This is a genomic window from Spirosoma sp. KCTC 42546, assembly GCF_006965485.1.
Lineage (GTDB): Bacteria > Bacteroidota > Bacteroidia > Cytophagales > Spirosomataceae > Spirosoma.
Map to the genome: position 1 here is coordinate 8,532,501 of NZ_CP041360.1, position 13,199 is coordinate 8,545,699.

The window sequence follows — 13,199 nt, forward strand, 5'->3', positions numbered from 1 at the left end:
AAAGTTAATCTCGATGTTTATAGCCTTAATAGTGCTAACCTATTAATGTCAATACGTCAAAGAACTGTCTCTCTTTCGAGATGGTGGCCAACCGTTGTTGGCCTTCCTTATATTTGGGAGTGCAAAGGTACAACACTCTATTTGCTTTGTCAAGAAAAAGTTGAAAAATAATTTAAACAACTTTTCACGTTCCCCTTGGTTAACTTATTGATAAAAAGACAATTACGTTATCACGTTCTGTTCTTTCTCCTGATTTGGGAGTGCAAAATTATACTTTTTTATTTCTTTACACAAGCCTTACCTCAAACTTTTTTTAAAAATTATTCAGCCTCCAGAAATGGGTATTCATAGCGTTTCGGTGAAACAAATGTTTCCTTGATGGTTCTAGCTGAAACCCAGCGATATAGGTTCAAAGCCGATCCTGCTTTATCATTTGTTCCAGAAGCACGTGCTCCCCCAAAAGGTTGTTGACCAACTACAGCTCCAGTAGGTTTATCATTAATATAAAAGTTACCAGCAGCGTTTTGAAGTTGTTTGGAAACTTGTTCAATTACATATCGGTCCTTTGCAAAAATGGATCCGGTGAGAGCATAAGGTGAGGTAGAATTGATGACTTCAACCATGGAGTCAAATTCCCCAGGCTCGTAAATATATACAGACAGCACTGGACCAAAGATTTCTTCGCACATGGTTCTGTACCTTGGATCATTGACTTTTAATACGGTTGGCTCAATAAAATACCCTTTTGAACTATCGTAATTTCCCCCAGCAATTAGTTGGACCTGGTCATTCAGTATAGCTTCAGCGATGTAAGCGGTTATTTTTTTAAAGGCTCGTTCGTCGATTACAGCATTAATGAAGTTAGAGAAATCCTCTGTTCCTCCCATTTTTAGTTCAGACAAAAACTGTTTCATCATTGCCTCAACTGCTGGCCAGAGGGTTGAAGGTATATAAGCCCTGGATGCAGCCGAACATTTTTGCCCTTGATATTCAAAAGCTCCTCTAACCAATCCAGTTGCTACTTCTTCCGCACTGGCAGATTCATGAACCAATACAAAGTCTTTTCCCCCTGTTTCTCCAACAATTCGTGGATAACTTTTGTATTTGTGGATATTCGCTCCTATTGTACCCCAAATTTGTTGAAATACCCCTGTACTACCAGTGAAGTGTATGCCTGCAAAATCTGAATGGTTAAAAATAATATCGCCCGCAACCGGTCCATCTACATAAATCAGGTTGATTACACCTGCCGGTAAACCCGCTTCATTTAACACATCCATGATCACTTTTGCCGAAAGCACTTGTGAATAGGCGGGTTTCCAAATTACGGTATTTCCCATTAGTGCAGCAGATGTAGGTAAGTTACCAGCAATAGCCGTGAAATTGAATGGTGTTAATGCAAAAACGAAACCTTCGAGCGGCCTATACTCTAATCGGTTCCAAACACCAGGCGATGAATTTGGCTGCTGTTGATAGATTTCGGTTGCATAATGAACATTAAATCGAAGGAAGTCGATAAGCTCGCAAGCGGAATCAATTTCAGCCTGATAGGCATTCTTTGATTGCCCAAGCATTGTAGCTGCATTTAGTATAGCTCGATACGGCCCGGCTATCAAATCTGCTGCTTTTAGAAAAATACTAGCCCGTTGCTCCCATGGCAGGTTTGCCCAAGCTTCTTTTGCTGCTAAACACGACTCAATGGCCTGTTCCACATGCTTTGCATCACCTTCATAAAAGTATCCGAGGGTATGATGATGATCATGAGGGGGAGCAACCCGAAATTTACGGTCTGTACGTATTTCTTTGCCCCCAATATACATGGGTATATCAGTTTCCTGGGCCCGAAATTCTGCTAATGCGTTTTTGAGCGACCCACGTTCAGGCGAGTTAGGTCGGTATTCTTTGACCGGCTCATTCGCCGGAGTGGGTGCATTGAATAATCCAAAGGACATAATGAAGTGTCAAGTTTTTACAAATTTACGTATTGCCCTACTTATCCACTAATCCACATTAGTTTTCCACATTTAAAGTCCTTTGTTTCGATTCATTGGTCTGATTTACCGTACTTTGTAGCCTTATTTTGACTTTTTGCTTATGCGTTTTTACAGCACGAATAATCCAGACTTAACTGTTTCAACTAAGGAAGCTCTTTTCCATAGTATGCCCGCTGATAAGGGTTTATATATGCCTATCCCCTTACCTCGGTTGGGCGCTCACTTTTTTGAGACTATCGCTGGCCAATCGTTAGCAGACATTGGTTTTGAAATCAGTAAGGCATTATTTAGTGAAGAAATTAGTAAGTCTGATCTGGAAGAGCTTACACATCGTGCCTTTCCATTCGATACGCCTGTAGTTAATCTTGAAGCGGGAAGAACATCTGTTCTGGAATTATTTCATGGGCCATCTCTTGCGTTTAAAGATGTTGGAGCCCGTTACATGGCTGCTCTGATGTCCTATTATTCGAAGAAAAGTGATCAGGAGATTAATATCCTAGTTGCTACATCGGGTGATACAGGTGGAGCTGTAGCAATGGGATTTCATAATGTCCCTGGTGTTCGAGTTTCGATTTTGTATCCTAGCGGGCGAGTAAGTGATTTGCAGGAAAAACAGCTAACCACTCTTGGCGGAAATGTACAGGCTTTTGAAGTTGATGGTTCTTTCGATGATTGCCAAGCAATTGTCAAACAGGCCTTTACGGATTCTGAACTGACTACCCATCTTTCTCTTTCTTCTGCTAATTCGATCAACATTTTCCGATTGATTCCACAGGGATTTTATTACGTCCGAGCTTATGGCCAAGTTCGTCATATCGGTAAACCCGTCGTTTTTTCTACGCCCAGCGGCAATTTCGGTAACCTAAGCGCGGGTGCTATGGTTCAGCAGATGGGTTTACCTGTTGCTCATTTTGTCGCTGCTACCAATCTTAATCACGTTGTTCCATCTTATCTGAAGACAGGTATTTATTCGCCAGCAGCTTCTGTCGCCACTATATCAAATGCCATGGATGTTGGTAGCCCAAGCAATTTTGTCCGATTAGCTCATTTGTATCGAGATGATTATGAAACGTTTAACGCAAATGTTTCTGGTTACTTCTTTGATGATACTGAAACAAGAGCTGGTATGCTAAAAATTTATGAGCAATTTGGTTACGTTGCTTGTCCTCACACGGCCATTGGTATACTGGGTCTACAATCGTATTTGGCTGATTCGAATAAAGACGTTGTTGGTGTGGCATTAGCGACTGCTCATCCTTCAAAGTTTAAACCGTTAGTTGAAGAAGTACTTAACCAGTCTATAGATGTTCCCGAGCGGTTAGCTGTAATGGCTAACCTAACTAAGCAAAGCATTCATATTCCAGCTCAATACGAAGTGTTTAAAGAATTATTGTTACAAACTGTATCTTAACCAGTTATCCACAAAAAAGCCCGAAATCTGTGGATTTCGGGCTTTTTTGTGGATAACTGGTTATTTATTAATTCAATGTATCTCCTCGTAAAGCGCGGAATCGTTTACGAGCTTCAGCTCCATAAATGCTTCCTGGATATTGAGTAAGCACTTTTTGGTATGCTTCCATAGCTGCAGCTTTATCTTTTAGTCGCTCATCATAGATTTTCCCCTGTGTAAACAGGGCATCATCTCCCAATATATCAGTTGGATACGCACTTACGATTTTTTTCAAGTCCTCCAGTGCTTCTGCATTCTTTCCTTGTTTCATATACGTATTAGCCCGAAGCCAGAGTACTTCATCAGCAATACTATGGTCACCATACTTTGCCAACATTTTATTCAGGTTATCCACAGCTTCATCGGTTTTGTTTTGTAACAGAAGTAATTCTGTATCAGCGTACCAGCGCATGGCTGCTTCTGTACTATCCATACCTGTGTTATCCACAATCAATAAACTTAATTGCTCTGCATCGTTGGCAATTTCACGGGAGGTCGCCAGTTTCAACACATCCAGCAAATCCTTTGCTACTGAAAAGTTGCCTTTATAATAATGTAGCTTGGCATTTTTCAATTTGGCTTCATACCCTAACAATTCTTCTTTTTGAGACTTCTCTACTTGGGAATATAATAAGGTAGATTCCCAGGGCTCACCTTTAAGAAGGTAGATATCCCCTTTGTCAAGCTTACAACGGTCAACGAAATTCTTGTCTGTTTTCCCAAGATCAATAGCCAAATCAAGGACGGTTAACGCTGTGTCTTTACTATCAAGGTAATTACCATACAGGTTAGCGGTACTCCGAAGAGCTTCTAATGTTTTGACATTTGTACCTATTTCCTGAAGCATACGCTGGTAATCAGCGATTAGTTTTCGAATTTCAAGTTTATCAATCGGATATGTATTTTTCACCTGCTCTTCACGAGCATTGATAACTAGTCGTCGAGCAAACGGGTATAGTTGACCCTGTGGATATGTTGTTGTCACATACTCAAAAGCATCGGCAGCTGCTTTGTACTCTTTATTATTTAACGCCAGCATGCCAAGGTCATATACCCGACTCCCATTTAGTTTCAGGCGTTTATCAGTTGCTTTTTCTTGAAGTAAAGCTCTGCTAAACTTTTGTTTTTGAACGAAATACCAGATCAATAATTCGTTATACGCTAGTTCGTTTGGCTCCTGTTGGATCTTTGTATATAGTGCTTTTTCCACAAGTGGCTCATCTTTTGTGTTGATAAATCCTTGTAAAGCTGCTAATACTGTTTCTTTCTTATCCGTTTGTTTGCCCGTTATAATGATTTCGTCAATAGCTTTCTCAGTCTGACCTGTTGACCGGTATAGAGCCATTAAATCCTCGCTGTATGAGGTTGGGTCTTTACTAACTTCTCTAGCGGTTTCGAGTGTTCGGACAGCCCAGCGAGCTTCTCCGACCTCATTGAAGGCTGTCGCTAATTTTTCAAGTTTTGCAATCGATGATTTGCTGGATTGTAATGCAGTTGTATACTGCGCTTGCGCCTGAATTGTGTCACCCTGTTGAGCTGCCAGCTGTCCACTCAGCAATTCATAGTAAGCTCGATTAGCATCATCGCTCCTTTGCTGCTTCTTAAGGTATTTTGCGGCTTCCTCTCCTTTATTACTTTTTTGGAGACTGGTTACATAACGCGACACCCTAACCCAGCTAACTTCGGTCTTTAACAGCTTGGCATACTCATTAGCTGCTTTTTCAAATTCGCCCGCTTTGTAGTATTCTTCAGCCAGCGTTGTTCCTCCCTGCCCATATACGAGGCCAGCCGACAACACACACGTTAGTGCAATAATGACTTTTAACCTTATTAACATTTTATAAAAAGGCTTTTTAAAAGAAACGTTATTATAACCATTAGTCATGTGGAAATGTGTATAAATAAGTTGTCCACTTTTATTTTTAAATGGTGTGGACAACGGTGATATGTTATCCACTTATCATTGTTTTGTTATCCACACTTAATTTACTCATATTTAAGTAAATAACATGTTATCCACATTCTGTTTGTTAAATATTTGTGGATTTGTGCATAAAATTTGTGCACAGTTTCAGGTGGGGAAAATTTGTGGAGTTACTTGTGATATGTAGGGCTTTCTCCACATATACCAGCCTTTTGATTTCGATTGTGGATTACTATCTCATCCTTCCACACTTGATTTAACCCTTATAAACAGGTTTTCCACGCATACTGTTTACTTATACACAGTGTTATTCACACAAAAATTTCACTTTTTTAATTTAGAATAGACCTTTGCCGAACAGGCCTTACAAGAGTGGGACTACTTGGACAGTTGCAATTATTATGCCTTAATGAATTGGTAGATTAGGCTTGATGAGTTTCCTGTTCGGCTGGCTTCTGTATTTGATGCTAAACCTATTCGGACACTTTTTAAATAGTCTGTTTTACCACCCTGATAACGTGTACTTAGCATGGCTATATAAAAAGCATCAAATACCATTGGCTTCTTTTCCACCAATTTAAACCCATGTTTTTCGAATAATGGTTTTATAGTTGTAGGTGTAAAATGATATAAATGGCGAGGTACATCATAGGCTGCCCAGAATTCTTTAAAATACTGTGCATCATAGGAGTCCGAATTTGGAACCGCAATTAATAGCGTTCCTTTACGCTCCAGTAATTGATGAAGCTGAGGAATAACTTCATTTAAGTTTGGAATGTGTTCAAGTACATGCCATAGGGTAATAATATCAACAGGTTTCGTACCTGTTAATGCATTCAGGTTTGGTTTTATTTCAGCCTCTAATTTCTTCTGGGCAATAGTACGTGCATCTCTATCTGGTTCCATACCAATTATCTGCCAGCCACCTTTCTTACAACTTTCCAGAAAAGCACCAGTACCACAACCTACATCCAGCACTCGGCCTTGTCTGCCATTTAACTTATTTATAAGTCTTAGTTTTGAGTCTAAGGTATAATTTCGAACGATTCGGTAAGCCATATTGATCACTCCCTTTCCCTCGTCATTGTGCGATACATAGTCTTCCGATTTATAGTACGAGCCAATTGAATTTGCATCAGGTCGTGGATTTGTTAGGCGAAATCCGCATGCCTGGCACTCCTGAATGGTGAAATTCTGCAGGCTTACTAAGTAATCTTTACAGACCAGAAATGGGTTAAAGTGGCTACTGCCACATACTGGGCATTCAGTTATTGTTTCCAAAACAGCTGTTTGAATTGTATAGACACAAAAAAGTTCTGACTTCAATCGCTTGAGATTTAGCCAGAACTTACTTATTAACGGCCCATATAGACCAGTAGAATCGAAACGTCGGATGGACTTACACCACTAATTCTTGATGCTTGACCAATAGTTGATGGCCGTAATCGTTTCAGTTTTTCTTTACCTTCGAAGGATAGGGCTTTAAGCCGATCATAGTCGAATGTAGGATTTATTGATAGGTTTTCCCATTTATCAAGCTTATCGGCATTTTGCTTTTCCCGATTCAAATAATCTTCGTACTTAATTTCTATCACTGTTTGTTCCAAGACCTCCTCCCCTACCCCAGGCATGTCAGGAATCATTTTTAATAGCTCTTTCACATCAGCTTGATCAATTTCTGGGCGTTTTAGTAATGTGTAAAAACTACTTTTTTCACGCAGAAGTGCACTTCCTTTACCTTCGAGCCAGGCATTGACCTCATCTGGTTTTAACTTAGTCCCTCGAATCGCTTCTGTTAGTTTGGCTACGCCATTTCGCTTCACTAGCATATTATCATAGCGTTCCTGGGAGGCTAGACCAATAGCATATCCTTTTTCAGTGAGTCGTAAATCCGCATTATCCTGTCGTAATAAGGTCCTGTATTCGGCCCTAGACGTAAACATTCTATATGGCTCCTCGGTACCTTTTGTTATCAGGTCATCAATTAGCACACCTATATATCCTTCCGATCTTTTTATTGTAAACTCGGCTTCCTCATTTACATTTCGGTGAGCATTTATACCGGCCATTAATCCTTGACATGCTGCTTCTTCATAGCCCGTTGTACCATTAATCTGGCCAGCGAAAAATAAATTTTGCACCAACTGTGTTTCTAAGGTTGGCTTTAATTGTGTTGGTGGGAAGAAATCATACTCTACAGCATAGCCTGGCCGGAACATTCGGACATTTTCGAAACCTTCAATTTTCCTTAAGGCATTGTATTGAACTGTTTCAGGCAATGAAGTGGAAAAGCCATTTACATACACTTCTACTGTGTCCCATCCCTCTGGTTCTACAAAAATCTGATGCCGATCTTTATCCGCAAAGCGGTTTATTTTGTCTTCCACTGACGGACAATAACGAGGTCCTAATCCTTTAATTCGACCCGTAAACATGGGTGATTTTTCAAAGCCAGTTTTTAGTTCATCATGCACTGCCTGATTCGTATATGTTATCCAGCAACTACGTTGTTTGTTCAGAACAGGTGTATTGGTGTAAGAAAATTTGCCAGGATTTTCGTCGCCTAGTTGCTCTTCCATACGGTCAAAATCCAGGCTGCGGCCATCTACTCGTGGAGGAGTGCCAGTTTTCATACGGCCTGCTTCAAAGCCCAAACTCATTAACTGCTCGGTTAAGCCTGTGGCAGAACGCTCGGCTGTTCGTCCACCACCAAACACTTTTTCGCCAATGAACATTTTGCCGTTTAAGAACGTACCGTTTGTTAGTACTACCGCTTTGGCTAAAAATTCTACACCCAAACTTGTTTTTACACCGGCCGTTCGTCCATTTTTTACAATGACTTCCGTAACTGTATCCTGCCAGAAATCAATATTTCTATTTTCTTCTAATGCCTTTCGCCACTCCCATGCAAACAAATTCCGGTCGCTTTGACAGCGAGGACTCCACATGGCAGGGCCTTTTGAGCGGTTTAGCATGCGGAATTGAATCATACTTTTATCGCTGATTATTCCCGATAGTCCGCCCAGCGCGTCAACTTCTCGCACAATTTGACCTTTTGCCACACCACCCATAGCTGGATTACAGGACATTTGTGCAATGGTTTGCATATTCATTGTAATTAATAAAACTTTTGAGCCCATTGTGGCGGCAGCGTTAGCTGCTTCACATCCTGCGTGGCCTGCACCAACTACAATGACATCGTAAGAAGAATACATTTTTAATGATTTTTGAAAAATGTTTCACGTGGAAACTTTTCACAAAATTGTTGAAAGTTGTTGAAAAGATGAAACGTGATAAAAATCTTGTGGTTGTGTAACAAAAAACCGCTCACCTTCGTGCCAAGTGAGCGGTTAAATAGAAAACGATTAAAACTACTTACTTACTTTCTGCAAATACTGATTTGCTTCTTTTTTGTAAAAAAGATTATAATTTGGTGTAACTGAACGAAGGACTTCAACTTGCTTTGTTTTCAGTTGCAAATTTGTCGAATCGAAAAAAGCAGGTGTGCTACGCTTCATTGATTTTGCTGCTTCTGCCTGACGCTTTGGATCTTCTTCCTGTTGTTTCAAGGCTTTCTCAGATTCCAGTAACCGGGTGAGAATCTCATTCTGACGATTGATAAGATTAGGGTTGACTCGCTTGTTCACTAAATCTGTCTCCGATTCATCCATCTTTTCAAGTAAGTCTTTTACTTGTTTTTCCTGTTGCTTTCCGGCCTCTGTTCCTTTCGCATTTTCCTCAAGCTTTTTCAGCATTTGCCGAATCATAGCTTGCTCAGCAGCCATCTGAGATAATTCTTCTGATAATCCCCTACCCGATTTACCGCCTTTCTGAAGCTGTTGCATCTTGGCATTAAGTTGTTTTTGCATCTCTCCCATACCACTGGGATTTTCGCCCTTTTTGCCGCCTTTTCCTTTACCAGGCATGGCCATAGCATTCATTTGCTGTTGCATATTCTTTAACACATCACTCAACATCAAAGCCAAATTATTAATAGATGTCATTGCAAACTGCTGTTTTGATGAAGCCATACTTAGCCGACGGTCACGCAATTGCTGTACACTTTCATCCATATAGGATTTCATATTAGTCAACTCACGTGTTACAAACGACTGAATTTGTACTACTCGGCTAGCTAGAGCATTTAAACTGTCTTCAATTATTTTAGCATCATCCTGTAGTTTTAATTGCTCTTGTGATAGCTTGGTAACCCTGGGGTCCTGAAGGCTCATACCCCGGAAATCTTTCATGACTTTTTCCTGTCCAAACGAGAGCGTAATGAGATTGTCGAGGATATTTCGTAAGTCATCAATGTTTTCCTGCATCTCTTCCATTTCAGCAGATTGCATGGATTCTTTCATGGCCTTACTCATGGCCTTCATAGATTTAGCCGACTTTTTCTGTTTTGAGGAGGCCTGTTTTCCTTGGTCACTCTTCATGTTTTTCGTGGCTTCCTCCATCTCTTTCTCAATTTCCTTTTGCTCTTCTTCGGAAGATTCAGGCTTATTTAGGTCGTCTTTTTCAGCTTGCTTTTCAATTTCCTTTAATTGCTCCTGCGTATTCTTGAAATCTTCCTGAGACTTCTCCTGTTGCTTCTGTTGCTCCTGAGAAGTCTCATTTTTCTTAGCATTCTCTTCAGCTTGCTTCTCAAGATTCTCAGCTTGCTTCTCAAGGTTTTCTGCAATATTATTAACCTTTTGCTCGAGCTGCATTTGTTTGAAAAGCTTCAAAGCACGGTCCAAGTCGCGCTCCATGTTCTTTTCTTTACGGCTGAGTTTATCAAGCATATCCGAGGCTTTTTCATCCTGCTTACGTTCCAATAGTTGTTTCAATTGCTCATACAACTGCTTTGATTCAGGATCAAGAAGTTCATTAAACAACTTCTTTAGCTGCTCCATCTTATCCTGCATAGCCTGATTTTTTTCGGCGAAGCGCTGTTGCGTATCATTCGTTTTCTGGAATTGCTCTTGGAGTTTTTGGATTTCCTTTAGTAACTCCTCTCGCTTTTGCAGGACATCCTGTAACTGTTTTTTATCCTGAAAATCGGAGGATTTTTTGGTTCGCATCCGATCTTCCATTTGATTTAATTCTTTCTTGATCGCTTGCGTTTTGCTTAGAGCATTATCAATTTGTTGCTCGGTTTTCTCGGCTGACTTATCAACCTGCTTCTGAATTTCAGCATTCGAAGGAACTACAAAATTCAACTGATTTGATCGACTTGACTTGGGACCGTTCACTCCATCGTTATCCCAAACCTGCACGAAGTACTCTAATTTGTCTTCTTGGCTTAGTTTTAAGCTATCAAGTGACCAGTTATAAACAAAGTTTTGTGACGTAGTAGAGCGATTTACTGGAATGTCTATAACGTGTGAAGGAGACCCCTTTCCATTACGGTTTATCTTATAATTTAACCGAAGCTTCGAGAACCCATAGTCATCAGAAACTAAACCTGATAGTGCTATATAATTATAGGTAACTGTGTCCTGAATTCGATCTACGGAAATTTGAGGATACCGGTCTGGAATCACCTGAACATTATACTGGATGACCGATGGTGCAGCAATCTGACCATTCTTCAATGACACAGAATAGGTTGCGTTTTGCATTAGCCTTCTATTCAGAGCAAACGTGTTATTATCTATCAAATGGGCTACCACTGGCTTTGCATCTGAATTAAACCGTAGAAGAAGGGAGTCTGTATGATCAGCCGCAAATTCCCAGTTAACCACTGTGCCTTGTGGAACAAGAAGATTCCCAACATTTGAAAGCTGCTCGGTTGGCTTATTTAAATAAGCCGGATAATCCAGTTTAACGTTAAACGAGAGTACTGCAGGTCGGTCAATTAGTGAAACTTTATATTCTGTTGAATTGAAACCAGCAGCCTCTAGATGGAAATCTAAGTCGCGCTGAAGATTATCAAAGTTATAACTAAACTGGTCGCCCAATTGCTCAAGTTTGAAGCGAGTCCCATTCGCAACTACGTACACGGCTTGTGGTAGTGCATCACCAGTAAGCTTCACTTTTAATGGGAAATCTTCGTTCCGAAACGCCTTCAGTGACTTGTTTTGCACCACAAATCGAAAGGGAGCCTCTTCAACAAACTCTTTATTGTAATTCACAAGCCGTGTTGACGACTTTGTGAAAAATGTTGGATTCACGATTAGAATTACAAGGATAAGTGCAAGCGGAGGAATGGCATATTTAAGAAATTCTCGGTTGCGGCTAATCTGAATTGCGTTAGAGAAACGATTTATAAGTAATTGCTGTGACCGCTGATTTAGACTAGCCTGGAGCAAATCGCTCTGATCAGATGTTATACGTTGGAGTTGAAGTGTATTTAACAACTTATCCCCTACCTCTGGAAAAAAGGTTCCTATCTGTCGAGCAGCTTCATCATTTGACAATGGTTTATTTAGCCCATATAAACTCATCAAAGGGCGTATTATAAACAGATACAACCCGACTAAGGTAGTAAGCAAAAAACCGAAAAATAAGGCTCCACGACCAACAGAATTAAATTGGCCAATGAACTCGGCTGTGTTTATGAAGAGATAACCACTTCCAAGGAGAGCTATAAAAAAAAGACTTCCTTTCACAAGTTGATTTTGAAAGTAGCGTTTTTTATACTCGTCTATGCGTTGTAATAGTGTTGTGTAAGCTGTTGAAGATTGCATAGGAATTCAGGTTGAGTAGTTAAACTGAAAGAGTCTCGAAATACTGAATAACGTGTTGTTTTAAAAAGGTTTCCTGCGCCAGCAGGTCGCCATGCGGAATTGGCTTAGCTAGCAACCACCGTGGCCAACCATCTTTATCAAGCCCATCTAATTCATAATAGCCTGACTGACTCAGCACACGACAAACAGCTATATGCATTAGGTCTTGTTTTGCTTCTTTAGAAAAGCGTTTAGGCCCCGTACCTAATTCCTGAACGCCAATTAAAAATAGAACGGCGTTAAGATCGGCAGGACGCTTACCAACCAAAGATTGAATTTGGTCAAGTAACTCTTCCCAGGATTTATCTATACTTTTTTCTTCCACAGTGCTTCCCCGATTATTCTTCTCCCTAAATTACAACGTTTTATACTACAAACGAATACGAACTATGTTTCGGTTTATTCATCTATTAATAGACGATTTTGTCAATCTACTTTTTCCTACTTTGTGCCTAGGTTGTAAACAGTCTTTAATAGCTAATGAGCGTGTTTTGTGTTCAGCTTGTAGAATCAATCTTCCGGAGACAAATCAACATCAGGAACCTTACGATCAAAATCTCCTCAATAAGTTTGCCGGAAAAGTACCTGTGCGCTTTTTAGCTTCTTACCTGCATTTTACAAAGGGTGGTGTTGTACAAAATCTAATACACAGCTTTAAATACAGAGGCCAAAAAGAAGCAGCTAAAGAACTGGCAAGCTGGTACGGAAGTCAACTCAAAATAGAAAGTAAACAGCTTCAGGAAATAGACGTAATTCTAGGTGTTCCGTTGCATTTGAGCCGCTACAAGCAACGAGGGTATAATCAGGCAGATTGGATAGCTCAAGGACTGGCTGAAGCACTTAACATGCCAATGGTAATAGATGTGTTAAATAGAAATGCCTTTAATGAATCGCAAACACACAAGAATCGACTTGAACGATGGGAAAACGTAAATAAAGTATTTAGCATTGTGAAGCCAGATCTCGTTAAGAATAAAAACGTACTCATCGTTGATGATGTGCTGACTACTGGTGCCACAATTGAAGCCTGCGCTATTGAATTAGTTAGAGCTGGCTGCAAGTCTATCAGCGTAATAACTCTAGCTGTTGCTGATCGATAGCCGTTCGGTTTGTTTTTC

8 protein-coding genes are annotated in these 13,199 nt (G+C 40.3%); 2 read left to right on the forward strand and 6 right to left on the reverse strand.

Annotation, left to right across the window (positions count from 1 at the left end; genetic code table 11):
- Window positions 1-320: 320 nt before the first annotated feature.
- The gene (pruA, locus tag EXU85_RS34715) at window positions 321-1,952 is read right to left on the reverse strand and encodes an L-glutamate gamma-semialdehyde dehydrogenase (protein ID WP_142776465.1); all 1,632 of its coding nucleotides are present in this window, start codon (window positions 1,950-1,952) and stop codon (window positions 321-323) included.
- Between the two features lie 142 nt (window positions 1,953-2,094).
- Here pruA and thrC point away from each other — a divergent pair, with 142 nt between their 5' ends.
- Complete coding sequence (thrC, locus tag EXU85_RS34720) at window positions 2,095-3,405, forward strand: threonine synthase (protein ID WP_142776466.1); 1,311 nt, start codon at window positions 2,095-2,097, stop codon at window positions 3,403-3,405.
- Between the two features lie 67 nt (window positions 3,406-3,472).
- On the opposite strand, the gene EXU85_RS34725 is transcribed toward thrC, so the two are convergent.
- The 5 genes from EXU85_RS34725 to EXU85_RS34745 form a co-directional block, all read right to left on the reverse strand.
- Window positions 3,473-5,392, reverse strand: a complete 1,920-nt coding sequence (locus tag EXU85_RS34725; RefSeq protein WP_371732057.1) for a tetratricopeptide repeat protein — start codon at window positions 5,390-5,392, stop codon at window positions 3,473-3,475.
- 375 nt (window positions 5,393-5,767) lie between these two features.
- Window positions 5,768-6,694, reverse strand: a complete 927-nt coding sequence (locus tag EXU85_RS34730) for a class I SAM-dependent methyltransferase (RefSeq protein WP_246859371.1) — start codon at window positions 6,692-6,694, stop codon at window positions 5,768-5,770.
- A gap of 29 nt (window positions 6,695-6,723) precedes the next feature.
- Window positions 6,724-8,583, reverse strand: a complete 1,860-nt coding sequence (gene mnmG / locus EXU85_RS34735; RefSeq protein ID WP_142776467.1) for a tRNA uridine-5-carboxymethylaminomethyl(34) synthesis enzyme MnmG — start codon at window positions 8,581-8,583, stop codon at window positions 6,724-6,726.
- Between the two features lie 156 nt (window positions 8,584-8,739).
- Window positions 8,740-12,042, reverse strand: a complete 3,303-nt coding sequence (locus tag EXU85_RS34740; RefSeq protein WP_142776468.1) for a DUF4175 family protein — start codon at window positions 12,040-12,042, stop codon at window positions 8,740-8,742.
- Window positions 12,043-12,061: 19 nt separating this feature from the next.
- Window positions 12,062-12,406: a hypothetical protein gene (locus EXU85_RS34745; protein ID WP_142776469.1), complete on the reverse strand. Its 345-nt coding sequence runs from the start codon at window positions 12,404-12,406 to the stop codon at window positions 12,062-12,064.
- A gap of 64 nt (window positions 12,407-12,470) precedes the next feature.
- Here EXU85_RS34745 and EXU85_RS34750 point away from each other — a divergent pair, with 64 nt between their 5' ends.
- Window positions 12,471-13,181 carry a ComF family protein gene (locus EXU85_RS34750; protein ID WP_142776470.1) on the forward strand — a complete coding sequence of 237 codons (711 nt, stop codon included), beginning with the start codon at window positions 12,471-12,473 and terminating at the stop codon, window positions 13,179-13,181.
- Window positions 13,182-13,199 lie beyond the last annotated feature (18 nt).

Bases quoted from the DNA above. Each gene is read 5' to 3' on its own strand.
- pruA (WP_142776465.1), bottom strand. From the start codon at position 1,952: ATGTCCTTTGGATTATTCAATGCACCCACTCCGGCGAATGAGCCGGTC.
- thrC (WP_142776466.1), top strand. From the start codon at position 2,095: ATGCGTTTTTACAGCACGAATAATCCAGACTTAACTGTTTCAACTAAG.
- mnmG (WP_142776467.1), bottom strand. From the start codon at position 8,583: ATGTATTCTTCTTACGATGTCATTGTAGTTGGTGCAGGCCACGCAGGA.
- EXU85_RS34740 (WP_142776468.1), bottom strand. From the start codon at position 12,042: ATGCAATCTTCAACAGCTTACACAACACTATTACAACGCATAGACGAG.
- EXU85_RS34750 (WP_142776470.1), top strand. From the start codon at position 12,471: ATGTTTCGGTTTATTCATCTATTAATAGACGATTTTGTCAATCTACTT.